Origin of the sequence: Mesorhizobium sp. M5C.F.Ca.ET.164.01.1.1 (assembly GCF_004792125.1) — a bacterium.
Classification (GTDB): Bacteria; Pseudomonadota; Alphaproteobacteria; order Rhizobiales; family Rhizobiaceae; genus Mesorhizobium; species Mesorhizobium wenxiniae.
Genome location: NZ_SRTG01000001.1, coordinates 837248 through 860302, shown reverse-complemented (window position 1 = coordinate 860302; position 23055 = coordinate 837248). Strand labels below are relative to the sequence as shown.

Genomic DNA, 23055 nt, shown 5'->3' with positions numbered 1-23055 from the left:
GGCCCGCTCGCTGCTCTAAGCGCGTCGCAGAAGATCAGCTCTTATTGGCGGCCAGCACCAGCACCGGTTTTTCGCTGTAAAGGTCTGGGAAGAGCGTCTTCAAGTTCTCGATTTTGGGCAGGTCGTTGTAGACGATATAGGGGTAGGTCGGGTTCAGCGTCAAAAAATCCTGGTGATAGTCCTCGGCCGGATAGAAGGTTTTCCCGGTCTCCAGCGTGGTCACGATCGGCTCTGGAAACACCTTGGCCTTGTCGAGCTGGGCGATATAGCTCTCGGCGATTTTCTTCTGTGAATCGTTTTCGGCAAAGATCGTCGAACGGTATTGGGGGCCGCGGTCCGGACCCTGGTAATTCAGCTGCGTCGGGTTGTGCGCGACCGAGAAATACACCCGCAGCAACTGGCCGTAAGTGACTTTGGACGGCTCGTAGGTGATCTCGACGGCTTCGGCGTGCCCGGTCCGACCGGTGCCGACCGTCTCGTAGACGGCGGTGTCCTTGTCGCCGCCGGAATAGCCGGACACGGCGCTGGTCACGCCCTTGACGTGCTGGAACACGCCTTGCACACCCCAGAAACAGCCGCCGGCGAAGATCGCCTTGGCGGTGTCGGCGGCAGGTTTTTCGTCCATCGCCGGCGGTGGGATCACCACCGCCTTCTCGGCCGAGATTGCCGGCGTCTGCCACAAGGCGGCGCCGGCCGCCGCGAGCATCAGCGCCGCAAGGGCGCCCCTGGCGACGTTCGTCAATCGTTTCGCGGCGGTTTTTTCAATGCCGGTCATCTCTGATCTCCCTGCATGAGTTTAAGACTATACGACAGATAGGTCCGTCGCGGTTTCACATTGCCGTGCGGCGCGTGCATCGGCGGCGCCCGTTCCGGACGCGGCCTACTTGGCCGTCCCCATTTCGTTGCAGGTCTTGGTCGCAGCGTCCTTTTTCATCGCGTCGGTTTCCATGGCAGCCTTGTCCATGCAGTCCTTCATCTTTTCGGCCGCCATCGGATCCACGGGCTTCATCGCATCGGTCGCCGGCTTCATGGCGTCAGTCGCCATCGCATCGGCCGGCTTCATCGCATCTTCGGCGCGCGCAACGCCGCCGGCAAAAAGCGCGGTCGAGCAAAGCGCGAAGGCAAGTGCCGGCAAGGTCGGGCGGTTGGTCATGATAGTCTCCCAGGTTGGTGGCGCGCCGGAATGGCGATCACATCAGCTCTTCGCCGCCGCCTGGGCCTTCGTTACAGCCATCACCGCTTCGTGATCATTCTTTCCCTTCATCCACAAGGGAGAAGGCAAGTGTCACCTCCGCGCGCTTCGAACTCGCCACGGTCGCCCGCAACGAAAACGCCGCCCGGTGGCGACCGGACGGCGTTGAAATGAGATGCTGCGGGCGCGCGTCCTCTCTGGCCGCGCCGCAGCTGTCGGCCTATTGCGTAAGCACTGTTTGCGAAGGCCGCTGGTTGAAGTCGCACTTGCCGGTCACGGTGTAGAAGAAATCGGCGTTGGACACCGGAGCCGGTACGGCATTGCCGCCGTCCTCCCAGGCCTGCTGGCTGGGTTGGCCGCACGGCACCGCGGTGAAGATGTCCACCGTTTCGCCGTTCGCGACTTCAACGCCGTCGATGTACAACCGGTTCGATGTGTTCGCGTCGTTCGACTTGAGCTTGGGTATTTGGGCCGACGGCACATCCATCTGCAGATACAGCACATCCATCAGGCTGACGTCGATCACCGCGCCGGCGCCGTTCGCGGGATACATGGTGTTGGTGCAGGTGGTCAGGTATTTCTTGTTGCCGCTCGTTTGTGTAATCGCGCCGGCAGGCAGGCTATTGAAATTCTGCACCGTCTTGGTCGTGCATTTTTGTTCCTGGACCTTCGTGCTCGTCGCTCCATTGACCGTATTCACTGTCGACGTGCCGTAGCCTTTCGGATCGCCAAAGTTGTTGTAGACATAGTTGATCTTCATCAACGGGTTGAGCGCCGTCTCGCCGAATTTCGTGCCGTAGAGCGTCATCGTCTTGTTCCAATAGCCCGACACCTTGTCGACCTTGAACGTGGTCTGCACCAGCGCCGGCCGCTTGCGCACCGCCGACGCGACGCCGATCTGCACTGTGTCGACGTGGGCGATCTGCATGAAGTTCGTCGGCATGGCAAAGCTGGCCGAAGCATTGATGCTGGCGGTGCCGTCGGCAGCGACGACGAAGCTGTCTAGCTTGGCGGTGCCTGGCCCGCTATTGGCCGTAAACGACTCCTGCAGTTTCACCTGACGGTCCGCCAGTGACGTGCTGGTTGGCAGCGTCGTGATCGACAGGGTCGCGGCATCGAGCGCATTCTGCATCGATCCCTTGGTCGCAACGGCTGAGTTGTAGTCGATTGAAAAGCCCAGAGCGGCACACATCGGGATAAGCATGATGGCGAGTATCGGCGCTAAGGAGCCGCTCTCGGAACGGAGAAAATGGCTTCCAGACTGTGGCATTGCTTGGCCCCCAAACGGTGACAGGTCGTTGCCTGTCACGCAGGGCGCGGACTATGCATTAATCCGGTGGATCAAAGCTTAACGGTGTTGCGCCCCCCGTCCGGCAGCGCAAACCTCAGCGATTGCTTTGGCCGCACGCCCGGCCGCTTGCCCGGGCAAGCTGCCCCTGCTAAAGCGCGCCGCATGACCACGCCGATCAAGAACATCCGCAATTTCTCCATCGTCGCCCATATCGACCATGGCAAATCCACGCTTGCCGACCGGCTGATCCAGCTGACCGGCGGGCTGGAGCTGCGCGACATGAAAGAGCAGGTGCTGGACTCGATGGATATCGAGCGCGAGCGCGGCATCACCATCAAGGCGCAGACCGTGCGGTTGAAATACCGCGCCAACAATGGCGAGGACTATATCCTCAATTTGATCGACACCCCCGGCCATGTCGACTTCGCCTACGAAGTGTCGCGGTCGCTCGCCGCCTGCGAGGGCTCGCTGCTGGTCGTCGACGCCTCTCAAGGGGTCGAGGCGCAGACGCTGGCCAATGTCTACCAGGCCATCGACAACAACCACGAGATCGTCGTGGTGCTGAACAAGGTCGACCTGCCGGCGGCCGAGCCCGAGCGCATCCGCGAGCAGGTCGAGGAGGTGATCGGCATCGACGCCTCCAACGCCGTGCTGATCTCGGCCAAGACCGGGCTTGGCATTCCGGACGTGCTGGAGGCGATCGTCAACGATCTGCCGCCGCCGCGCGAGGGCGACATCGCGGCACCGCTCAAGGCGATGCTGGTCGACAGCTGGTACGACGCGTATCTCGGCGTCATCGTGCTGGTCCGCATCATCGACGGCGTGCTGAAGAAGGGCCAGACCATCCGCATGATGGGCACCGGCGCCAAGTACCTGGTCGAGCGCACCGGCGTCTTCACCCCTGCCCGCATCAACGTCGACGAGCTCGGCCCCGGCGAGTTCGGCTTCTTCACCGGCTCGATCAAGGAAGTCGCCGACACTCGCGTCGGCGACACCATCACCGAGGACAAGCGCCAGACGGCGCACGCTTTGCCCGGCTTCAAGCCGGCGCAGCCGGTGGTGTTCTGCGGCCTGTTCCCGGTCGACGCCGCCGATTTCGAGGATCTGCGCGCCGCGGTCGGCAAGCTGCGCCTCAACGACGCTTCTTTCTCCTACGAAATGGAAACCAGTGCAGCACTTGGCTTCGGCTACCGCTGCGGCTTCCTCGGCCTCTTGCATCTGGAGATCATCCAGGAGCGGCTGGAGCGCGAGTTCAATCTCGACCTCATCGCCACGGCGCCCAGCGTCGTCTACCGCTTGGCTCTCAACGACGGTACGGTCAAGGAACTACACAACCCGGCCGACATGCCCGACGTGGTCAAGATATCGGCCATCGAGGAGCCATGGATCCGCGCCACCATCCTCACCCCGGACGAGTATCTCGGCGGCATCCTGAAACTCTGTCAGGACCGGCGCGGCATCCAGGCCGATTTGTCCTATGTCGGCAAACGCGCCATGCTGACCTACGACCTGCCGCTCAACGAGGTCGTCTTCGACTTTTATGATCGCCTAAAATCGATCTCCAAGGGCTACGCCTCCTTCGACTATCACCTGACCGACTACCGCGAGGGCGACCTGGTCAAAATGTCGATCCTGGTCAATGAGGAGCCGGTCGACGCGCTGTCGATGCTGGTGCACCGCACGGCGGCGGAAAAGCGCGGCCGGCAGATGTGCGAGAAGCTGAAGGAGCTGATCCCACACCACCTGTTCAAGATCCCGATCCAGGCTGCGATAGGCGGCAAGGTCATCGCCCGCGAGACGATCTCGGCGCTGCGCAAGGACGTCACCGCCAAATGCTACGGCGGCGACGTCTCGCGCAAGCGCAAGCTGCTCGACAAGCAGAAAGAGGGCAAGAAGCGCATGCGGCAGTTCGGCAAGGTCGATATCCCGCAGGAGGCGTTTATCCAGGCGCTGAAGATGGGGGATTGAGGAGCCGGTTGGTGCGCCGAGCGCGCCAAGACGTCGATCCGGTAGATCGATGGCAGGCTTCGAAAACGGGGGAGCTGCCGGAGGCAGCGGGCTGCAGGGATGGGGAGATTAGCCGACCCGTTTCGGAGGCTCCACAAATAGATCCAAGGGCCCCAACGTGTCCTCTCGCATTTTGATGTGAGTCGAGACGGACCCATTCGTCGGAAAGTAATTTACGGTGGCCCAGCCCGAACCATCCCGCCGGACGTAGACGGGCCTGCCCGTATCCATACTTAGCGCCATCATCGTTCCAAGATGTAGGACAGTGGGCGCATCCCACACAGCGCCATGCAGAATGAAGCCTCCTCCTCACGACTAGCGGCAAGAAGCCTTCCTCCTGCAGTTTGGTTTTACGCAGAGTAAGTTTCGGTTTGCCGGAACGACCAAACAGCGAATACTTGAGCCGCTTATTGGTGCAGGGATGCAGTGTCCAAGGTGGACCGAGACATTCAAAAAAAGTTCCTCCACCTCTTGGCCCAGGAATATAGTAGACTGCAGCCCTGCAAACGGGACAGGTAGACCACGGTCCTTGCTGCTATCGACTCTCGCCGCTTTCCGCTCCACTCTCTTCCGATGGCCGCGCCGCTCGAAATCCGCAACAGCGCCACCGGAAAAATCTTCCCGGCCATCGGGCCGTTGATCATCGGCGTGATGTTCGGCTTCGGCGCGCTGCGCGGCCTGGCCTCGGGGGCGAATAGCGTGCATGTGCTGGTAATCGCGCTGTTGGCCTTGGCCTGCCTGGCGCTTGGCTTCTTCATCGCGCGCGGCGCCTTCGACACCTCGGTCAAGGTGGTGCTCGACGATAATGGTTTTCGCGACCGCCGCGCCGGCGACGTGCTGGTGCCTTGGCAGAACGTGCGCAGCGTGCGCCTCGCCTCCGGCGGCAAGGGTGCGGCGATGCTCAATTTCGAGCTGACCGGGGAGCCGCCCGACGAGATCAAATACTCAGCCGTCAATGCGCTCAGCCGGATGCTGCCCTTCGGCAAGAACATCGTGCACATGGAAATCTCCTCGCTCGACGTCCAGGGGCAGGACATGATCGAGGCGATCCGGCGGCTGGCGCCGCATGTTGCGGTGGAGGGTTGACGCGCTCCTCGCGGCCGGGCAGGCCGTTTAATTCCGGGGGGAATCATTCATGTTGGCCTACACTTCCGCGCGGCGCATCGCCGTCGCGTTTTTTCTTGCCGCCTTGTTTGCGCCCGCCGCCCATGCCGGCGACGTCACTTTCGAGATCAGGAACGGCCATCCCAACGCCATGCGCGTCGAGCTCTACAGCCAGGACCGCGACCATATCTGGCCGGGCAACAATCAGGATTATTATCTCAACGACGGCGAGATCAAGTCGATTCCGCTGGCCTGCAACGATGGCGAATCGATCTGCTACGGCGCCTGGGTCGACGGCGACGAGGGCACCTATTGGGGCGTCGGCCCCGGCAACAAGGAACAATGCGACGATTGCTGCTACACCTGCAGCGGCGGCGAGACCGAGGAGATTGACTTGGTGCCGTGAGCCGCCGGCGTAGGATCAGCACTGGGAACAGGGCGCCGAGCGGCGAAACTGCCGATCTCCCTCCTCGAGGGGAGATAGCCGGTAGGCCAGAGGAGGTTGGTCCGACCGGGCTCACCCTGCTGCACCAGATGGAGGTTGGCGCTCCATGCGAGGCCCTGTCGCCTTCGGCGACATCTTCCCCTCAAGGGGGGATTAGGCGCCTTGGCCCAGCGCTCGCGCCTTTATCCGCCGGCCGGTATCGGCTAAGGGCGGGGAGCAAAATTTCCGGACCCGCCAATGACCGCCAAGACCAAACCCCTGTTCCTCGGCATAGACACCGGCGGCACCTATACCGACGCCGTGCTATGGTCGGAAGCCGGCGGGCCAAGCAGCAAAGTGCTGGCCAAGGCCAAGGCGCTGACCACCCGCCACGATCTGGCGGTCGGCATATCGGGCGCGGTCGGTGCGGTGCTGGAAAAATCCGGCACCGACCCTGCAGCGATAAAACTGGTGTCGATGTCGACGACGCTTGCCACCAACGCGCTGGTCGAGGGTCAGGGCGGCCGCGTGGCGCTGGTGATGATCGGCTTTTCCGAAGGCGATCTTGCGCGCGACGGGCTGAAGGCGGCGCTCGGCACCGATCCTGTCGTGTTCTGCCCCGGTGGCCACGATGTCCACGGCAATGCGGCCAAGCTCGACCTGTCCGGGCTGGAGGCGGTGCTGCCGGAACTCGGCGCCTCGGTGTCCGGCTTTGCCGTCTGCGCCTATTTCGCCACCCGCAATCCGGCGCATGAGCTCGCCGCCCGCGAACTCATCCGCGAAAAAACCGGCCTGCCGGTCACCGCCAGCCACGAATTGTCAGCCAAGCTCGGCGGCCCGCGCCGGGCGCTCACCACGCTGCTCAACGCCCGGCTGATCTCAATGATCGACCGGCTGGTGGCGGCGACCGAAGGGTTTTTGGCCGCGCGCGGCATCGCCGCCCCGCTGATGGTGGTGCGCGGCGATGGCGCCCTGGTCTCTGCCGCCTTCGCCCGCCAGCGGCCGATCGAGACGATTCTTTCAGGCCCGGCCGCCAGCCTTGTCGGCGCCCGCCACATGACCGGCCTCGACGATGCCGTGGTATCGGACATCGGCGGCACCACCACCGACGTCGCGGTGCTCGACAAGGGCCGTCCCAGGCTCGATCCGGAAGGCGCCACCGTCGGCGGCTTCCGCACCATGGTCGAGGCGGTCGCCATGCGCACTTTTGGGCTCGGCGGCGATTCCGAAGTGGCGCTGGAGGACGGCGTGCTCAGCCCAAAAGTCCTGCTCGGGCCGCGCCGCTTGGTGCCGCTAGCGCTGGCCGGCATGGTGCATGGCGAAGCCGTCACCTCAGAATTGGAGCGCCAGCTGCGGGCGCCGAACCCCGGCCGCATGGATGGCCGTTTCGCCGTGCGCACCGGCGTGCCGGAGCGGCTCGCCGCCGGCCTCACCGCTCCGGAAGCGAGGCTGTACGAGGCGATCGGCAGCGTGCCGCTCGCCCTCGACAGGCTGCTCACCTCGAACGCCCAGAACGCCACCTTGAACCGGCTGGTGTCGCGCGGCCTGGTGCATATTTCGGGCTTCACGCCGTCGGATGCCGCCCATGTGCTGGGCAAGCAGGCCAATTGGGATGCGGCAACAGCCCGTCTCGGCGCCGAGCTGTTTGCCCGCAAGCGCGACGGGCGCGGCCAGTTCATCGCCGCCACGCCGGAGGCAATCTCGGAACGGGTGCTGGTGACGCTGACGCGCTGGTCGGCGGAAGTCATTCTTGAAACGGCCTTCGCCGAGGACGGGCTCGACGGCGCCGCGACCGTGGCGCACGCGCTGGTGCAGCGCGCCGTCGACGCGCATCCCGGCATCGCACGGCTCAGTGTCGCGCTCGACCGCCCGGTGATCGGCCTCGGCGCCTCGGCGCCGCTGCACTATGCCGGCCTGGCCGAGCTGGTCGGCAATGGCTGCGTAGTGCCTGAGGATACCGACGTCGCCAATGCGCTCGGCGCCGTCGTCGGTCAGGTCAGGGTCTCGGCGGAGGCGCGGGTCAGCCAGCCCAAGGAGGGGCTGTTTCGCGTCGCGTCAGGCGAAACCGTGCGCGATTTTGTCGACGAGGCGGCGGCGATCGCCGCGGCGGAAACCGATGTGCGGGCGATAGCCGCCGGGCGGGCCAGGGACGCCGGCACCGACAGCGCCGAGATCGAAATCGCCAGCGAATTCCGCGTCTCCACCGTCGAGGGTCAGCGCATGTTCATCGAGGCGCATGTGGTGGCGGTGGCGTCCGGCAGGCCAAGGATTGCGGTGTAGGCCCCCTTCTCCCCGTTCACGGGGAGAAGGTCCCGGCAGGGGGATGAGGGGCAGCGCTAACGAATAGGAGTGATGGTATACGAGATCATGTGCCGTGATCTCGGAACGTCGCGCCCGCCCCTCATCTGGCTGCCGCCATCTTCTCCCCGTAAACGGGGAGAAGGACGCTCTCATCGCCTGTTTCGCCAACCGCCAGCGCGGCATGGGCCCTCAGCGCATTGCCGTCCGAGCCCTCGACGCCTAAAACAACCCCCTTCACCCTAAGCTGAATTGACCGTGCCACCCTGACATGCCAAAGGCCTAGCCTTTCGTCTGGAGAACCTCCGATGACCGATCGCGTCGAAATCGCCGGATTGCGGATTGCCCGCGGGTTCTATGATTTCGTCGTGAACGAGGCACTGCGGGGCACCGGCATTGCAGCCGACGCGTTCTGGACCGGCTTTTCGGCCATCGTGCACGAGCTTTCGCCGAAGAACCGGGCGCTGCTCGAAAAGCGCGACGCCCTGCAGGACAAGCTCGACCGCTGGTATCGCGACAATGGCGCGCCCAGCGACATGGAAGCCTACAAGGATTTCCTCAAGGAGATCGGCTATCTCGTGCCGGAAGGGCCGGCCTTCTCGGTCGCGACGGAAAATATCGACCCGGAGATCTCGGTGGTTGCCGGGCCGCAATTGGTGGTGCCGGTGATGAACGCGCGCTACGCGCTCAACGCCGCCAATGCGCGCTGGGGCTCGCTCTATGACGCGCTCTACGGCACCGACGCCATTCCCGAGACGGACGGCGCCGAGAAGGGCGGGAAATTCAACCCGGTGCGTGGCGCCAAGGTGATCGCCTGGGCCAAGAATTTCCTCGATGAGGCGGTGCCGCTCACGACAGGCAAATGGGCTGGGGTGAATGGGCTTTCGTTCGCCAATGGTATGCTGCGGCTGGGCGAGGGCGCCGGTGTCACCACGCTCGCCGATCCAAGACAGTTCGTCGGTTATCGCGGCGATGCCACCGATCCCGAGGCCGTTCTGCTGGTCAAGAACGGCCTGCATATCGAAATCCTTGTCGACCGCGCCAATCAGATCGGCCGGACCGATGCAGCCGGCATCTCCAACGTCGTCCTGGAATCGGCGCTGACCACCATTCAGGACTGCGAGGATTCGGTCGCAGCGGTCGATGCCGAGGACAAGGTCATCGTCTACCGCAACTGGCTCGGCCTGATGAAAGGCGACCTGGCGGAAGAGATCACCAAGGGCGGCAAGACGTTTACCCGAAAGCTCAATCCGGATCGCAGCTACACTTCGCGCGGCGGCGGTACGCTTACGCTGCCCGGCCGCTCGCTGATGCTGGTCAGGAATGTCGGCCACCTCATGACCAATCCGGCGATAACGGACCGCGACGGCAACGAGGTGCCGGAAGGTATCATGGACGCAGCGATGACGGCGCTGATCGCGCTGCACGATGTTGGGCCGAATGGACGACGCGCCAATTCCCGCGCCGGCTCGATGTACGTCGTAAAACCCAAGATGCACGGGCCGGAGGAAGTCGCTTTCGCCGTCGAGATCTTTGACCGCGTCGAAGCGCTGCTCGGCATGGCGAAAAATACCATCAAGATGGGCATCATGGATGAGGAGCGGCGCACCACCGTCAACCTCAAGGAGGCGATCCGCGCCGCCAAAGACCGCGTCGTCTTCATCAACACCGGCTTCCTTGACCGCACCGGCGACGAGATCCACACCTCGATGGAAGCCGGCCCGATGATCCGCAAGGGCGACATGAAGCAGGCCGCCTGGATTGCCGCTTATGAGGCCTGGAACGTCGACACCGGGCTGGAATGCGGACTGGCCGGCCACGCCCAGATCGGCAAGGGCATGTGGGCGATGCCCGATCTTATGGCGGCGATGCTGGCGGAGAAGATCGCCCACCCCAAGGCCGGCGCCAGCACCGCCTGGGTGCCGTCGCCGACGGCTGCGACGCTGCACGCCACCCATTATCACAAGGTCGATGTCCACGCCGTCCAAGTGGCGCTGAAGAGCCGGCCGAAGGCAAAGCTCGATGACATCCTGTCGGTGCTGGTCGCGGCGCGGCCGAACTGGTCTCAAGAAGAAATCCAGAAGGAGCTCGACAACAACGCGCAAGGCATTCTGGGCTATGTCGTTCGTTGGATCGACCAAGGCGTCGGCTGCTCGAAAGTGCCTGACATCAATGACGTTGGCCTGATGGAGGACCGCGCCACGCTGCGTATCTCCTCGCAGCATATCGCCAACTGGCTGCACCATGGCGTGTGCACCTCAGACCAGGTGATGGAGACGATGAAGCGCATGGCTGGCGTCGTCGACCGCCAGAACGCAGGCGATCCGCTCTATCAGCCGATGGCGCCCGACTTCGACAGGTCGATCGCCTTCCTCGCCGCCTGCGACCTGGTCTTCAAGGGCCGTGTCCAGCCCAACGGCTACACCGAGCCGGTGCTGCATGCACGGCGGCTGGAGCTGAAGGCGAAGGAAAGGGCTGGATAGCAGGCCGCCGTTGCAAAGGCGCAGTCTCAAGATACGAGGCGCGAAATAGAAGATCGTCCCGTGCTGCTGCATGTTTGAGATGCGCCACTGACGGTTAACCTCATTCGGATGTTTCCAGGTGGGGCAGAAATTGTGCGCCTATCCGTGCTCAGGCCGAAGGCACGTCGTAGGCATATATTAGTAGACGCTAACGCGCCGTTGTCCCGGTGCCTGCGATCTGCTACGATTTAACCACCGACAAACGGCTCTGGGAGGCCGTGCGTCCGACATCATGCACAAGATCAACTCAAAAAACCGGAGAATGGCCATGAAACGGCTTCTGACGGTCGCCGCCCTTTTGGCGGCGGGCAGTTTGTTTGCGATGCAAGGCGCAGCCGCCGACGACGCTGCGATGATCAAGAGCGCTGAATCCGCCGCACCCCCGGCTGTAGCAAGCGGCGCTACGATCCACGCCATGGATGAGAAGGGCGTAATGCGCAAGCTGCGCGAGGGCACAAACGGCTTCTGGTGCATGCCGGACAATCCGGCCACGCCTGGCCCGGATCCAATGTGTGGCGATGCCAACTCGATGGAATGGGCGATGGCGTGGATGGGAAAAAAGGAACCGCCCAAGGGCAAAGTCGGCTTCATGTATATGCTGGCCGGTGGCACCGACGGCAGCAACACCGATCCTTATGCGACGAAGCCTGAGGAAGGCAACAATTGGGTGGAGACTGGACCGCACGTGATGATCGTCAACGCAACGGACATGATGCAGGGCTATCCGGCTGACCCCAAACCTGACACGTCCAGGCCATATGTGATGTGGGCGGGCACTCCCTACGCACATCTCATGATCCCGGTTAAGTAGCCGCCGCGGAAATGACTGGCGATTGCGGTCAGGCTGCATAGCACCGGAATGTCGAATACCTTGCCGGCCCGGGCCGCTTCCGGCCCGCAGGCTGACCGACGCCGATCCGCGCGTATTGTGGGTCAGCTGGTTACAGACCCGCTTCGAGCGGCGGCACCGCGCAACCGATGGCGACATGCGCTGCGCAAATCGCCAGGCTGGCGGCCGACGGCGTCTGGTTGGCCGACCTGGCGACGATCGCTCTTCCCGAAGGCAGCAACTGCGCGTCGAGCTCCTTGAGATGACCCGGCAGCCCAGAACCGATGTATAGGCTTGCTGGCTGCTCGGCGGGCAAGCTTTCCGGCGCCGAACATTGCACTCTACGCCGCCTGCGCCATTCGCTCCGAGCTCATGCGGTAGGAAATCGCCTCGGCCAGATGGATGCGGCCGACCGTCTCGCTGGCCTCGAGATCGGCCAGCGTTCGCGCCACTTTCAGCACCCGGTGGTAGGCGCGCGCGGAAAAGCCGAGTTTTTCGCTGGCGTCCCTGAGCAGCGACAGGCCTGATGCATCCGGCATCGCGATCTCCTCGATGACCGAGGGCGAGCAATGCGCGTTGGTGGTGGCAGTGGTCGCGCCGAGCCGCTCGAAACGTTCGCGCTGGATTGTCCGGGCGCGCGCGACGCGCAGCGCCACCGCGGCACTTTTCTCCGCCCGGTCCGGCCGGATCAGATCGCTGGCCGAGACCGCCGGCACCTCGATCCGGAGATCGATGCGGTCGAGCAGCGGGCCGGAAATGCGCGCCTGGTAGTCGGTGCGGCAACGGTCGCCGCGCAGGCAGCGATAGCCCGGCTCGCCGGCCATGCCGCAGCGGCACGGGTTCATCGCCGCGACCAGCTGGATGCGCGCCGGATAGGTGACGCGATGGTTGGCGCGGGCGATCATGCAGTCGCCGGTCTCCAGCGGCTGGCGCAGCGCGTCGAGCGCCTGCGGCGAGAATTCGGGAAACTCGTCGAGGAACAGCACGCCGTGATGGGCAAGCGACGCCTCGCCCGGCCGCACCCGCAGGCCGCCGCCGACCATCGCCGCCATCGAGGCCGAATGGTGCGGGGCGCGGAACGGCCGCCGGTCGGTCAGCTTGCCTTCGCCGAGTTCGCCGGCCACCGACGCGATCATCGAGACTTCGAGCAATTCCCTCGGCGCCAGCGGCGGCAGGATCGACGGCAGCCGCTGCGCCAGCATCGATTTTCCCGAACCCGGCGGTCCGACCATCAGCAGATTGTGACCGCCGGCCGCCGCCACTTCGAGTGCCCGCTTGGCGGTCTCCTGGCCCTTGATGTCGGCCAGATCCGGCAGGTCACGCGCCGAGGCATGGATGCCGGCCTGCGGCCGTGACAGGACCTGCGTGCCGCGAAAATGATTGGCGATGGCGATCAGGCTGCGCGGCGCCAGAATGTCGAAATCCTTGCCGGCCCACGCCGCTTCCGGCCCGCAGGCGAAAGGACAGATCAAGCCCTTGCCTTCGGCATTGGCGCCGATCGCCGCCGGCAGCGCGCCGGCCACCGCGGCGATGGTGCCGTCGAGCGACAGCTCGCCAAGCACGACATAGCCGGCCAGCATGTCGCCCGGAATGGCCCCCAATGCCGCCATCAGACCGAGCGCGATCGGCAAATCGTAATGGCTGCCTTCCTTGGGCAGGTCGGCCGGCGCCAGATTGACGGTAACCTTCTTCGACGGCATCGACAGGCCCGACGCATGCAGCGCCGCCTGCACCCGCTCGCGGCTTTCAGCCACCGCCTTGTCGCCGAGGCCGACGATATGCATGTTGACCTTGCCAGGCGCGATCATTACCTGAACGTCGACCGGCACGGCCTCGATGCCCTGGAAAGCGACCGTACGAACCCGCGCAACCATTTCTCTGCCCCCGGATATGAGCTCGCCCGAAGCCCATGCGATCATGCCGCGAACGGCGTTACCAGAGACAACCATAGATTTTGGGCGAAGGCAAGAACATTACGGGAACAATGGAACGCTACGTTCCGATAGCGCTGCATCGGCTATCGGTCGGAAAAACGCTGTTCGCCAAGCAATGGCCGCTACTTGAGTTTGTTCTCAACCGCGTCCCAGAACAGGCTGGCGATGTCGGCGCCACCGAAGCGTTTCACCTCGCGAATGCCGGTCGGCGACGTCACGTTGATCTCGGTCATGTAGTCGCCGATAACGTCGATACCGACGAGGATAAAACCGCGCTCCTTCAGCGACGGGCCGATGCGGGCGCAGATCTCGCGTTCGCGCGCCGTCAGTTCGGTTTTTTCGGCGCGGCCGCCGACATGCATGTTGGAGCGTGAATCATGCTCGGCCGGCACCCGGTTGATGGCGCCGACCGGCTCGCCGTCGATCAGGATGATGCGCTTGTCACCCTTGCGCACCTCCATCAGGTAGCGCTGCACGATATAGGGCTCGCGGAACATCTGGCCGAACATCTCGAGCAGCGAGGCAAGGTTGCGGTCGGCCTCGTGCAGGTGGAAGATGCCGGCGCCGCCATTGCCGTAGAGCGGCTTGACGATGATGTCGCCGAACTCCTTGCGGAAGGCGGCGACCTCCAGCGGGTCCTTGGTGATCAGCGTTTCCGGCATCAGGTCGGGAAATTCGGTGACGAAGATCTTTTCCGGGCTGTTGCGCACCCACGCCGGGTCGTTGACCACCAGTGTCTTGGGATGGATGCGCTCGAGTATGTGCGTCGTGGTGATGTAGTTCATGTCGAATGGCGGATCCTGCCTCAGCAGGACGATGTCCATCTCCGACAGGTCGGTGCGGACTTCTTCACCGAGCGAATAGTGATTGTCCTTCTCATCGCGGACTTGCATTTCCTCGATGCGGGCAAACACCTTGCCACCGCACAGCAACAGCCGGTCGGGCGTATAATGAAACAGCCGGTGGCCGCGCCGCTGCGCTTCGAGCGACAGCGCAAAAGACGTGTCGCCGGCAATCGAGACGGTGGAGATGTGGTCCATCTGGACGGCGATTTTCAGAGGCATGGCGGATCTCCGGCGGATCGGATGGGCAGCTGTGCTTGCGTGTACAACCTCGCCGGTCATCTGCCAATCGCGACATTTTGATGATTGCCTGCTGCAAGCTGGGCGTCTGTCGGTCAGTTGCAGACCAAGCGAGCTGTGCGTGCGCTCGATGCCTTCGTGGGGTTGGCCGCCGCTGCAAGGACGCGTAGTGGGGCGTGATCGTCTTTTTGTCTGACATAAGCCTCGGGAATCGGTTTTTCTCCCTTGCTCCCCCGACCGGGCTGGCTAGGATGCGCGCCGGCCAGACCACAGCGCCGCGCGTCCTTTTGGGACTCGCAAGGGACGCTATGGCACTTTGACTTTGCGGAGAAGAAATCATGCTGCCATCGGCACGCTTTGCCGACCTTGAAGGCGCCTCGGTGCTGATCACCGGCGGCGGCTCCGGCATCGGCGCGGCGCTGAGCGAGGGCTTTGCCCGCCAGGGAGCGAAGGTCGCCTTCATCGACATCGCCGACCGCCCGAGCCTGGCGCTGGCCGATCGCATCGAGAAGGATCTCGGCCGCCGGCCCCTTTATCTCAAGACAGACATACGCGATATCGAGGCGCTGCGGGCTTCAGCCGCCAAGGCGGCCGAAGCGCATGGCGACGTCACGGTGCTGGTCAACAATGCGGCACTTGATGATCGCCACGCAGTGGAAGACGTCACCGTGGAATTCTGGGACAACAACCAGGCGGTCAACCTGCGTCCGCATTTCTTCTCCGCTCAGGCGGTAGCGCCGGGCATGAAGCGCGCCGGCGGCGGCTCGATCATCAACTTCACGTCCACGTCGTTTCTCATCAATCACCCCGATATGCCGGCCTATACCGCCGCCAAGGCAGGGATTGTCGGCCTGACCAAGGGGCTTGCCGGTAAGCTCGGCGCCGACGGCATTCGCGTCAATGCGATCGCACCCGGCTGGGTGATCACCGAGCGGCAGAAGGAGCTCTGGGTCACCGAACAGGCGCTCGCCGCCCACGTTGCCAAGCAATGCATCAAGCAGGTGATGCAGCCGGAAGACATTGTCGGCACGGTGCTGTTCCTCGCGTCGGACGCTTCGCGCATGCTGACGGCGCAAATGCTGATCGTCGACGGGGGCCTCCTGTGAGCCCAGGATTCCCGAGCAAGGCGCCTTCTGTCGCCGCCGTCGATTGGGGCACCACCCGTCTCAGGGTCTGGCTGGTCGATGAGGCCGGAGACGTCCTTGCCGAGCGTCGCGGCGACGACGGGCTGATTACCGCGCAGGCCGCCGGGTTTTCGACCATCCTCGAAGGACATCTGGCGGCGATGGGCGCGCCGGAAGCGATGCCTGTCATCATCTGCGGCATGGCCGGCTCGCGCCAGGGCTGGCTGGAGGCGCCCTATGTCACCGTGCCGGCGCCGATCGGCGCCATCCTTGCCGGCGCTGCGCGCATCCCCGGCCAGCGCCGCGACATCCGCATCGTGCCGGGGCTTGCCCAGCGCCAGGCCGACGCACCCGACGTCATGCGCGGTGAGGAAACGCAGCTTGCCGGCGCTGGTTTGCCGGCAAAGGGCCGCCATCTCGTCTGCATGCCCGGGACCCATTCGAAATGGGTTCTGGTCGAGGACGGCGCTGTTGCCGGTTTCGGCACGTGGCCGACCGGCGAGCTGTTTTCGGTGCTGGCGGCGCATTCGATCCTGCGCCATTCGGTGGGCGAGCAGCCTCAGCCGGTTGCACCAGGCAATCCGTTTTTCCGGCGCTGGTGCGAGCAAGCGCTTGCCGACGTCGGCGATGTCACGTCGAGACTGTTCTCGATCCGCGCCGCAGGCCTGCTGCAGGACCTGAAGCCCGACGATGCCGCTGCTTGCCTGTCCGGCCTGCTGATCGGCGGCGAGATCGCCTCGGCCAGCCGCCGCTATGGGAAAGGCGGGTCGGTCGTGCTGGTCGCTTCCGGCGCGCTCGGCGCGCTGTACACGGAGGCGCTCGGCCTTGCCGGACTTGCGGTGAGAGCCATCGATGCCGACGAGGCGGTGCGTGCCGGCCTGATCGAGGCGGCGCGCGAAAATGGCATGATTGCTGGAAGCGGAGTTGCCGCATGACCGAGACCGTACCCTTTCCCAGGCTCGGGCGCGGCCTCGTCGCTATCCTGCGCGGCCTCAGGCCGGACGAGGCGGTGGCCATTGGCCGGGCGATTTTCGAGGCCGGTGTCGAAGCGATCGAAGTGCCGCTCAATTCGCCGGACCCGTTTTCCTCGATCGCGAGGATTGTCGAGGCGCTGCCGGCGACGGCACTGGTCGGCGCCGGGACTGTGCTGACCCCGGCCGATGTCGACGGATTGCAAAAGGCCGGCGGGCGGCTGCTGGTCAGCCCCAACATCGATGCCGAGGTCATGGGTCGCGCGATGAATCACGGCATGGTGACGATGCCCGGCGTGTTCACGCCGACCGAAGCCTTCCAGGCGATCCGGCTCGGCGCTTCGGCGCTGAAATTCTTCCCGGCCAGCGTGCTTGGCGCCGCCGGTATCGCTGCGATGCGCGCGGTTTTGCCTTCCGATATGCTGGTCGGCGCGGTCGGCGGTGTGTCAGAAAAGGACTTTGCCGGCTACAAAGCCGCTGGCGTCAGCGTCTTCGGCCTCGGCTCAAGCCTGTTCAAGCCTGGTATGAACGTGGATGAGGTGGCAACGCGAGCACAGGCCGCAGTCGTCGCCTGGGATGCGGCGTTTGGAGCAGTGCGATGAACGAAGCCATCGTTTCTGTTCTTTCCGACCATGTCTGCCAGCTCGGCGAAGGCCCGAGCTATGACCCCGCCACCGATACGCTCTACTGGTTCGACATCGTCAACGGCCAGCTTCTGGAGAAGCGCCTTTCCGGCGGTGCGGTCAAAATCCACGAGCTTGGCCAGATGGCCAGCGCCATCGCCGTGATCGATGACAACAGACAACTGATCGCTACCGAAACCGGCCTGCATGTCCGCGACGTCGCGACCGGCAAGATGACGCTGCACACGGCGATCGAGGCCGACAATCCGATGACGCGCTCGAATGATTCGCGCGTCCATCCCTGCGGCGCCTTCTGGGTCGGCACGATGGGCAAGGGTGAGGAAAAGGCCGCCGGCTCGATCTATTGGTTCTTCAAGGGGGAGCTGCGTCGGCTCTATTCGGACATCACCGTGTCGAACTCGATCTGCTTTTCCGAGGACGGAACGGTCGCCTGTTACACCGATACCAGCACCGGCCTGTTGATGCGCGTCGCCTGCAATCCAGCGACCGGCCTGCCGGTCGGCGAACCGAAGATCTTCGTCGATCACCGCAAGGCCAAGGGCTATATCGACGGTTCGGTGCTCGATCGCGACGGTGTTCTTTGGAATGCCTGCTGGGGCGGCAGCGTCATCGAAGCCTACGGGCCTGATGGCAAGCTCATCCGTTCGGTCGCGATGCCGGTGACGCAACCGTCTTGCCCGGCCTTTGTCGGCAGGAAGGCCGACCGGCTGGCGGTGACTTCAGCCTGGTCGGGCAAGGATGAGAAGCAGCGCCTGCTGGACCCGCAAGCCGGCATGACATTTCTGCTCGACATTCCAGTCAACGGCCGCTTCGAGCCGCGCGTGCTGATCGCCTAGACCAATGATCGCGAACCTTCGGTTCGGAAAAGATCATGGCACTGTCGCGCAGGCGTCCGGCTGACGTCGGTTTTCCGCGAAGGCCTGATACATTCGCCGTGCGATGGTAGGCAATCGCGCTGCCAGAACCCGTTCATCCCGGGAATCGTTCATCTCATGTCAAGCCGCAAGCCGAAGCTGATCCTTGTCTATGAGCCGGAAAAGGCCTGCTTCGACCGGCTGGTCGCCGATGGCCACGTGGCGGCGCGCGCCGCCGAAATCGCCTCCTATCTGGCGCAATCGACCGACATCGCCTCTGAGTTCGATGCGCTGGCCGCAGCCTGCCTGACACGCGGCCTGTCCTTTGTTCCAGTGGCGCTCGACGATGCCGCGAGCGCTCTCGCCGTCGAGGGCCCAAAGTCCACGCTTGTCTGGACGCTGACCGACGGCGTCGCCTATTTCCGCGGTGGCGCCGCACCTGCTTTGGCACGGCTGAATGGCCTGAAGGTGATCGGTGCCGATGACGCGCTGTTTGCGCTGTGCCAGAACAAGTTCCGCTCCGGCGCCGTGCTCGGTGCACTCGGCCTGCCGGTGCCGCAATCCGGTCTGGCCCGCGACGGTCATTGGCTGGTCGAGCCACCGGCTTCGCCGGCAGGCTGGTTTGTCAAGCCGAACCGGCTCGGCGCCAAGATCGGCATCTGGCCGGACTCGCGCTGTGCCGATCTCGGCCATGCGCTGGAACTTAGCCGGCGTGTGTTCGCCGCCTATCGCGACGACGTCGTCGTGCAGCCCTATGTCGCCGGGCGCAACGCGCGCGCGAGTTTTCTGGGTCTGAAGCCCGACGCCGGCATCGGGGCGCTGGGCATCGCTTTTGTCGATTCGGGCGGTGATTTCCAGACCATGGCGGACAGCCTGGCGCTCTATGGCGACACCGGCGAGGCTGCCAGGGAGGCAGGGACATACGCCGAGCCCGAGCTGCTGCCGGTCGCCACTAGCCAGCCGCGAGCCGATGCAAAGATCCGACGGATCGCGCAAAGCCTTATGACCGGGCTCGGCCTGCGAGATGTATTTTCCATCGATTTCCGGGTCGAAGCCGACGACAGCGTCCATCTTATCGAGTTCGAGGTCTGCCCCGGCCTGCCCTGCTTCGATTTCCGCGCCTATTGCCGCACGCAATGGGAGATGGGCCTCGCCGATGCGATGGCCGAGACCGCGGCGAACCGTTTTAACCGAATGGCCGCGTCCTGAGCAGAAATCCTGCGTGAAGCTGCCCCCGGCGACCCAGGGTCGTATCGTCTCTCGACAAATCGCTTGCGTTCCGGCACTTCACTTAATAGGGTGTTAAGTGAAGGAGGCACTCGGTGAAAGTCGACCTTGCGACATCCCCGGACGTGGCCGCGCTGGCAGCGGCGGACGCGGACAAAGCGAAGCATGTCGGTGGGCGGATCAAGGCCATTCGCACGGCCCGACGCATTTCGCTTCGGCAGCTGGCCGACATGGTCGGCACGACGGCGAGCTTCATCAGCCAGCTCGAGCGCAATCTGAGCGGCGCCAGCGCCAGCACCCTGATGCGGATCGCGGCTGCGTTGGATCTCGGCATCAACGACCTGTTCGAGCAGACCGAAGGTGGGTTCCACAAGGTGCTCACCAGAGGCGACCGCCCCCTGCTGCCGATAAGCCACGGTTGTCGAAAGACATTGCTGTCGCGGCGGCCGATCCATGAATTCGAAGTTTACTCAGGGGATTTCGACGTCGGTGGCTCGACCGGCAACGACGCTTACACGCATGGCGGCAAGCACGAAATGTTCGTCGTCCTGAAGGGAACAGTCGAGCTGACGCTGGCAGACGAGCGCTTCGTCATGAACGAGGGCGACAGCATCGAGTATGCAACCTCGACCCCGCACCGCACGGTGAACATCGGCAAGACGCCGGCGCAGGTGCTCTGGATCATTGCGCCCCCGACCAGCGGCGCCGCGGAACTCAATCGATACACGTCCGGACAAGGCTCGCAGCCGGGCGAACCGAACTAATGCGGGTGCACATAAATGGGAGATAAAACTATGAAGACCAAGATCGGACAGGTGGCCGCACTCGGGCTGTTGATGATCACCACCGCAGCGCTTGCACAGAGCAAGCCCGTGGCGGGCGAGGTGGCCGAGGGTTCACTGAAGGGCAAGACGCTTACCTTCGTCTCGTATGGAGGCATTTATCAGGATGGTCAGATCGCCGCGCTAAAAGAGTTCGTCGACAAGTCTGGTGTGACGCTGCTCAGCGACGGGCCAACCGAAATCTCGAAACTGCAGGCGCAGGTCGAGTCCGGCAATGTGACCTGGGATGTTGTCGATACCGGCGATTTCGCGCCCTATGTTTATTGCGGCAAGCTGTTCCAGAAGCTGGACCTCTCGAAGATCGACACGTCCAACATTCCACAGGGCCAGATCAGCGAATGCAGTGTGCCGGCCATGAACTATGGCGTGGTGCTGATGTACAACACCGAGAAGTACAAGGATAATCCGCCCAAGAGCTGGAGAGATTTCTTCGACGTCGAGAAGTTCCCGGGCTCGCGCGCCCTGGAGGGCAGCGGCGATCTCTCCGGCGGTATCATCGAGCAGGCGCTGCTCGCAGCCGGCGGCTCAGTGGAAAACATGACGGTGGCCGACATCGACAAGGCTATCGAGAAGGTGAGGTCGCTCGGTCCGGACACGATCTTCTGGAAGACCGGCGCCGATTCCCAGCAGCTCGCCGAATCCGGCGAAGCCGACATGATCGCGATGTGGACCGGACGTGCCATGACTGCGGTGAAGAACGGCGCGAAGTACACGCCGGCGTGGCAGGACTGGCTGGTCGTCATGGACCAGATGACCATTCCGATGGGCGTCAAGGACCCCGACGCGGCGCATGCGCTGATCAACGCCTATGTCGGCAAGAGCGCGCAGGAGACGCTTGCAAAAACCACCTCGTATACGCCGATCCACAAGGACGCGAAGCCCGAAGTGGACGAGATCACCGCGGCGTTCATGACCAACACGCCGGACAAGCTGAAGCTCGGTTACCAGCAGAACATCAAGTTCTGGGTGGAGAACTTCCAGGTGGCGAACGAAAAGTGGAACGCCTTGATGGCGGGCAACTAGGTCCGCCACCGTGGCAACGAGAGCAATCGACAGCCGGAACACTGTTCCGGCTGTCGCCGCAGACGACCGGCGGCGCTGGTTTCGTGGACAGGCTTTCTGGCTCGTCGCGCCGGCGCTGCTGCTGCTCGTGGTCTCCTTGGGCCTGCCGCTGGCCATCGTCACCTCGCGGAGCTTTTCCGAGCCGCAATGGGGATGGCAGAACTATGCCTGGTTCTTCGGCACACCGGTCAATCTGACCGTACTTCAGCGGACCTTCGCGATCTCCGCCTGGGTGACGCTGGTATGTCTCATTGCCGGTTATCCCTATGCCTATGTGATGACCGCAGTCGGACCCAAGATGCGGCTCGTCCTCATCCTCTGCGTGCTGGTGCCGTTCTGGGTGAGCGGCGTGGTGCGCACCCTCGCATGGGTCATCCTTTTGCAGGATTCCGGCGTGATCAACTCCGTCATCCGGGCAGTCGGCCTCAGGCCGGTCAAGCTGATCCGCACGCAGACAGGCGTGGTGATCGGCATGGCGCAGGTGCTGTTGCCGTTCATGATCCTGCCGCTCTATTCGGTGATGAAGACGATCGACCTGCGGCTCATGCAGGCGGCACGAAGCCTCGGCGCGAGCCCGGCGCGCGCCTTTGCCCAGGTCTATCTGCCGCTCTCGCTTCCGGGCGTCTACGCAGGCGCCATCATCGTGTTCATTCTTGCGCTCGGGTTCTACATCACGCCCGCGCTGCTCGGCGGTCCGCGTTCGACCATGCTCTCGACCCTGATCCAGAACCAGGTGCTCAGCCTGCTCAACTGGGGTCGCGGCGGTGCGATGGGCGTGGTGCTGTTGATCGCGACCTTCGTCCTGCTCGCGCTTGCAGCACCGCTGTCGCGGCAACCGCACAAGACGGGCTCGAGACGCTGATGAAACGGCCCGGTCGAATCCTGCTCGGTCTGTTCTGCCTGCTGGTCGCGGTCTGGCTGGTCGCACCGACAATCGTCGTCGTGCCGATGTCGTTCAACGACAAGAAGTCGCTGGCCTTTCCGCCATCCGGCTTTTCCTGGCAGTGGTACCAGAACTTTTTCACCAACCCCGAATGGTCGGCGAGCCTGGTCGGTTCGCTCAAGGTCGCCGTCGTCACGGCGGTGTTCGCCACCGTCATCGGCACGCTGGCGGCATTCGGCCTCGATCGCATGAAAAGCCGCGTCAGCGGCGTGCTGCGCGCGCTGCTGATCACGCCAATGGTCGTGCCGGGGGTGGTGCTCGCCGTCGGCATCTACGCGGTTTATCTCGATACGCGGTTGGTCGGCACCATGACCGGCTTCGTGCTGGCCCACACCATGCTCGCCGTTCCGTTCGTCATCATCGCCGTCTCCGCCAGCCTGGAAGTCTTCGACAAACGGCTGGAGACTGCTGCGGCCAGCCTCGGCGCGACCCGGCTGACGGCGTTCAGGACGGTGACGTTGCCGCTGATCGCACCGGGCATTTTGTCGGGCCTGCTGTTTGCATTCGTAACCTCATTCGACGAGATCATCGTCGCGCTGTTCATCACCAGCCCTTACCTGAAGACACTGCCGGTCCAGATCTTCTCGAGCATCACCCGGGACGCCGATCCCACCGTTGCGGCGGTGGGCACGCTGCTCTTCATCACGACGTCGCTGGTGATCGGGGCGGGGCTGCTGATCGGTTCGAGACAGGGAAAACGTTGAC

At 63.9% G+C, this 23055-nt stretch carries 21 protein-coding genes; 15 read left to right on the top strand and 6 right to left on the bottom strand.

The genetic code is table 11. The features are described from left to right. Positions 1–34: 34 nt before the first annotated feature. From msrA to EN807_RS04075, 3 genes are all read right to left on the bottom strand, one after another. The gene (gene msrA, locus EN807_RS04085) at positions 35–775 is read right to left on the bottom strand and encodes a peptide-methionine (S)-S-oxide reductase MsrA (RefSeq protein ID WP_135933982.1); all 741 of its coding nucleotides are present in this window, start codon (positions 773–775) and stop codon (positions 35–37) included. Between the two features lie 105 nt (positions 776–880). Then, positions 881–1153, bottom strand: coding sequence for a hypothetical protein (locus EN807_RS04080; RefSeq protein ID WP_135933981.1), 273 nt, complete (start codon positions 1151–1153; stop codon positions 881–883). A 259-nt stretch (positions 1154–1412) separates the two neighbouring features. After that, positions 1413–2462, bottom strand: a complete 1050-nt coding sequence (locus tag EN807_RS04075) for a TadE/TadG family type IV pilus assembly protein (RefSeq protein ID WP_135933980.1) — start codon at positions 2460–2462, stop codon at positions 1413–1415. 183 nt (positions 2463–2645) lie between these two features. Here EN807_RS04075 and lepA point away from each other — a divergent pair, with 183 nt between their 5' ends. The 6 genes from lepA to EN807_RS04045 all read left to right on the top strand — a co-directional run bounded on the left by lepA (position 2646) and on the right by EN807_RS04045 (position 11649). Beyond that, a complete protein-coding gene (lepA, locus tag EN807_RS04070; RefSeq protein ID WP_135933979.1) occupies positions 2646–4451 on the top strand; it encodes a translation elongation factor 4 in 1806 nt (601 codons plus the stop codon). A 612-nt stretch (positions 4452–5063) separates the two neighbouring features. Further along, positions 5064–5576, top strand: coding sequence for a hypothetical protein (locus tag EN807_RS04065; RefSeq protein WP_135933978.1), 513 nt, complete (start codon positions 5064–5066; stop codon positions 5574–5576). Positions 5577–5628: 52 nt separating this feature from the next. Continuing rightward, entirely contained in the window at positions 5629–6000 is a 372-nt protein-coding gene (locus EN807_RS04060) for a hypothetical protein (RefSeq protein WP_135935777.1), read from the top strand. 276 nt (positions 6001–6276) lie between these two features. Continuing rightward, positions 6277–8298, top strand: a complete 2022-nt coding sequence (locus EN807_RS04055; protein WP_135933977.1) for a hydantoinase/oxoprolinase family protein — start codon at positions 6277–6279, stop codon at positions 8296–8298. A gap of 326 nt (positions 8299–8624) precedes the next feature. Then, entirely contained in the window at positions 8625–10799 is a 2175-nt protein-coding gene (locus tag EN807_RS04050; RefSeq protein ID WP_135933976.1) for a malate synthase G, read from the top strand. Between the two features lie 307 nt (positions 10800–11106). Continuing rightward, complete coding sequence (locus tag EN807_RS04045) at positions 11107–11649, top strand: hypothetical protein (protein WP_095517734.1); 543 nt, start codon at positions 11107–11109, stop codon at positions 11647–11649. Between the two features lie 130 nt (positions 11650–11779). Here EN807_RS04045 and EN807_RS04035 read toward each other — a convergent pair whose 3' ends face one another. The 3 genes from EN807_RS04035 to gshB all read right to left on the bottom strand — a co-directional run bounded on the left by EN807_RS04035 (position 11780) and on the right by gshB (position 14665). Then, on the bottom strand, positions 11780–12007 hold the full coding sequence (locus EN807_RS04035; protein ID WP_135933975.1) for a hypothetical protein: 228 nt from the start codon (positions 12005–12007) through the stop codon (positions 11780–11782). Position 12008: 1 nt separating this feature from the next. Next, positions 12009–13541 carry a YifB family Mg chelatase-like AAA ATPase gene (locus EN807_RS04030; RefSeq protein ID WP_135933974.1) on the bottom strand — a complete coding sequence of 511 codons (1533 nt, stop codon included), beginning with the start codon at positions 13539–13541 and terminating at the stop codon, positions 12009–12011. Between the two features lie 182 nt (positions 13542–13723). Next, the gene (gene gshB / locus EN807_RS04025; RefSeq protein ID WP_135933973.1) at positions 13724–14665 is read right to left on the bottom strand and encodes a glutathione synthase; all 942 of its coding nucleotides are present in this window, start codon (positions 14663–14665) and stop codon (positions 13724–13726) included. 356 nt (positions 14666–15021) lie between these two features. On the opposite strand from gshB, the gene EN807_RS04020 reads away from it, so the two are divergent. The 9 genes from EN807_RS04020 to EN807_RS03980 all read left to right on the top strand — a co-directional run bounded on the left by EN807_RS04020 (position 15022) and on the right by EN807_RS03980 (position 23054). After that, positions 15022–15789, top strand: a complete 768-nt coding sequence (locus EN807_RS04020; protein WP_135933972.1) for an SDR family oxidoreductase — start codon at positions 15022–15024, stop codon at positions 15787–15789. Then, positions 15786–16742, top strand: coding sequence for a 2-dehydro-3-deoxygalactonokinase (locus EN807_RS04015; RefSeq protein ID WP_189522343.1), 957 nt, complete (start codon positions 15786–15788; stop codon positions 16740–16742). The genes EN807_RS04020 and EN807_RS04015 overlap by 4 nt, the downstream gene beginning before the upstream one ends. Next, positions 16739–17380 carry a 2-dehydro-3-deoxy-6-phosphogalactonate aldolase gene (locus tag EN807_RS04010; protein WP_135933970.1) on the top strand — a complete coding sequence of 214 codons (642 nt, stop codon included), beginning with the start codon at positions 16739–16741 and terminating at the stop codon, positions 17378–17380. The genes EN807_RS04015 and EN807_RS04010 overlap by 4 nt, the downstream gene beginning before the upstream one ends. Further along, on the top strand, positions 17377–18258 hold the full coding sequence (locus EN807_RS04005; RefSeq protein ID WP_135933969.1) for an SMP-30/gluconolactonase/LRE family protein: 882 nt from the start codon (positions 17377–17379) through the stop codon (positions 18256–18258). Before EN807_RS04010 ends, EN807_RS04005 begins: the two co-directional genes overlap by 4 nt. 156 nt (positions 18259–18414) lie before the next feature. Next, the gene (locus EN807_RS04000; RefSeq protein WP_135933968.1) at positions 18415–19485 is read left to right on the top strand and encodes a D-alanine:D-lactate ligase-like protein; all 1071 of its coding nucleotides are present in this window, start codon (positions 18415–18417) and stop codon (positions 19483–19485) included. A 113-nt stretch (positions 19486–19598) separates the two neighbouring features. Continuing rightward, positions 19599–20267: an XRE family transcriptional regulator gene (locus tag EN807_RS03995; protein ID WP_135933967.1), complete on the top strand. Its 669-nt coding sequence runs from the start codon at positions 19599–19601 to the stop codon at positions 20265–20267. A gap of 30 nt (positions 20268–20297) precedes the next feature. Further along, on the top strand, positions 20298–21368 hold the full coding sequence (locus tag EN807_RS03990; protein ID WP_135933966.1) for an extracellular solute-binding protein: 1071 nt from the start codon (positions 20298–20300) through the stop codon (positions 21366–21368). Between the two features lie 10 nt (positions 21369–21378). Next, positions 21379–22269: an ABC transporter permease gene (locus tag EN807_RS03985; RefSeq protein WP_135933965.1), complete on the top strand. Its 891-nt coding sequence runs from the start codon at positions 21379–21381 to the stop codon at positions 22267–22269. After that, a complete protein-coding gene (locus tag EN807_RS03980) occupies positions 22269–23054 on the top strand; it encodes an ABC transporter permease (RefSeq protein WP_127316959.1) in 786 nt (261 codons plus the stop codon). The genes EN807_RS03985 and EN807_RS03980 overlap by 1 nt, the downstream gene beginning before the upstream one ends. Position 23055: the final 1 nt, after the last annotated feature.

Bases quoted from the DNA above. Each gene is read 5' to 3' on its own strand.
- EN807_RS03990 (WP_135933966.1), top strand. From the start codon at position 20,298: ATGAAGACCAAGATCGGACAGGTGGCCGCACTCGGGCTGTTGATGATC.
- EN807_RS04005 (WP_135933969.1), top strand. From the start codon at position 17,377: ATGAACGAAGCCATCGTTTCTGTTCTTTCCGACCATGTCTGCCAGCTC.
- EN807_RS04000 (WP_135933968.1), top strand. From the start codon at position 18,415: ATGTCAAGCCGCAAGCCGAAGCTGATCCTTGTCTATGAGCCGGAAAAG.
- lepA (WP_135933979.1), top strand. From the start codon at position 2,646: ATGACCACGCCGATCAAGAACATCCGCAATTTCTCCATCGTCGCCCAT.
- EN807_RS04030 (WP_135933974.1), bottom strand. From the start codon at position 13,541: ATGGTTGCGCGGGTTCGTACGGTCGCTTTCCAGGGCATCGAGGCCGTG.
- msrA (WP_135933982.1), bottom strand. From the start codon at position 775: ATGACCGGCATTGAAAAAACCGCCGCGAAACGATTGACGAACGTCGCC.
- EN807_RS03980 (WP_127316959.1), top strand. From the start codon at position 22,269: ATGAAACGGCCCGGTCGAATCCTGCTCGGTCTGTTCTGCCTGCTGGTC.
- EN807_RS04010 (WP_135933970.1), top strand. From the start codon at position 16,739: ATGACCGAGACCGTACCCTTTCCCAGGCTCGGGCGCGGCCTCGTCGCT.
- EN807_RS04075 (WP_135933980.1), bottom strand. From the start codon at position 2,462: ATGCCACAGTCTGGAAGCCATTTTCTCCGTTCCGAGAGCGGCTCCTTA.
- EN807_RS04050 (WP_135933976.1), top strand. From the start codon at position 8,625: ATGACCGATCGCGTCGAAATCGCCGGATTGCGGATTGCCCGCGGGTTC.
- EN807_RS04065 (WP_135933978.1), top strand. From the start codon at position 5,064: ATGGCCGCGCCGCTCGAAATCCGCAACAGCGCCACCGGAAAAATCTTC.
- EN807_RS04080 (WP_135933981.1), bottom strand. From the start codon at position 1,153: ATGACCAACCGCCCGACCTTGCCGGCACTTGCCTTCGCGCTTTGCTCG.
- EN807_RS04055 (WP_135933977.1), top strand. From the start codon at position 6,277: ATGACCGCCAAGACCAAACCCCTGTTCCTCGGCATAGACACCGGCGGC.
- gshB (WP_135933973.1), bottom strand. From the start codon at position 14,665: ATGCCTCTGAAAATCGCCGTCCAGATGGACCACATCTCCACCGTCTCG.
- EN807_RS04020 (WP_135933972.1), top strand. From the start codon at position 15,022: ATGCTGCCATCGGCACGCTTTGCCGACCTTGAAGGCGCCTCGGTGCTG.
- EN807_RS04045 (WP_095517734.1), top strand. From the start codon at position 11,107: ATGAAACGGCTTCTGACGGTCGCCGCCCTTTTGGCGGCGGGCAGTTTG.